1 protein-coding gene and 1 pseudogene are annotated in these 1,316 nt (G+C 69.1%); both read right to left on the bottom strand.

All coding sequences use genetic code 11. The annotated features are described in order from the left end of the window. Positions 1–303 (bottom strand): prephenate dehydrogenase/arogenate dehydrogenase family protein (locus J5F18_RS12720; protein ID WP_346298986.1); only part of this gene is annotated, 303 nt, incomplete at its 3' end. Between the two features lie 3 nt (positions 304–306). Further along, positions 307–1,316 (bottom strand): annotated as a pseudogene (gene pheA, locus J5F18_RS12725) (prephenate dehydratase); the annotation flags it as partial.

Genomic DNA, 1,316 nt, shown 5'->3' on the forward strand with positions numbered 1-1,316 from the left:
CACATCGGTGATCACCACCTCGGGGGCGGCACGCTCCAGGCAGCCGGCCAGCTCGGCCAGGACGCCGCGCATGGCCAGCACCGGCACGGCGAGCACGATCAGAGAGGCGCCCTCGATGACCGAGGCCAGCTCGGTGGCGCCGCGTTCGATCAGCCCCATCTCGACGCCCCGGGCGATCTCGTCGGGATCCGGGTCGCAGGAGAGGATGGGGCCCCGAAATCCGGCGGCGCGCAGGGCCGCGGCCAGGGAGCCGCCGATCAGCCCCAGGCCAACGATCAGGATGCGCCTTTCCGTCACCGCCATGGCCTAGAGCACGCCCACGGGGTAGGAGCCCAGCACCTTGACCTCGGAGGCGCGCAGCCGCACCTCCTCGAGCACCGCCGCCACCCGCGGCTCGTCGCGATGTCCCTTGAAGTCGATGAAGAAGACGTAGTTCCACACCCCGCTGCGCGAAGGCCGGGTTTCCAGGCGGGTCATGTCGATCTGGTGGCGATGGAAGGGCTCCAGCAGGTCATGCAGTGCGCCGGGCTGGTTGCGCATGGCCACCACGATGGAGGTCTTGTCCTCGCCGGACATGGGCACGTCCTGATGGCCAATGATCAGGAAGCGCGTGGAGTTGTCCGGGCGATCCTCGATCTTCTCCGCCAGCCTGGTCAGCCCGTAGAGCTTGGCCGCCATGTCGCCGGCGATGGCCGCGCTGTGCCATTCGGTCTTGACCAGCCGGGCCGCCTCGGCATTGGATGACACCGGCACCCGCTCGGCCTGGGGGAAGTGGGCGTCGAGCCACTTGCGGCACTGGGCGAAAGACTGGGGATGGGAGTAAATGCGCGACACCTTGTCCTGGCGGGTCGTCTCCCCCACCAGCAGGTGGTGGTGGATACGCAGCACCGCCTCGCCGCAGATCCGCAAGCTGGAATCCATGAAGGAGTCCAGGGTGTGGTTGACGACCCCCTCGGTGGAGTTCTCCACCGGCCCCGTAGTGGGCGGCACCGGCCTCCACCTCGCGGAACACCTCGTCGATGGCCGCCATGGGCAGGCTGATGGCGCTGTCGCCGAAGTGCTTGAGGGTCGCCTGCTGGGTGAAGGTGCCCTCCGGCCCCAGATAGGCCACCTTGACCGGCTGCTCGAGCGCCAGGCAGGCCGACATGATCTCCCGGAACAGCCGCGCCACCTCCTCGTCCTCCAGGGGGCCCTTGTTGAGCGCCATGATCCGGCGCAGCACCTGGGCCTCGCGCTCAGGGCGGTAGAACACCGTCTGTGGATCCTCGGCCAGCTTGACCCGGGCCACCTGCTGGGCGCAGGCCGCCCGCTCGCTG

This window comes from Halomonas sp. BM-2019 (assembly GCF_017584085.1).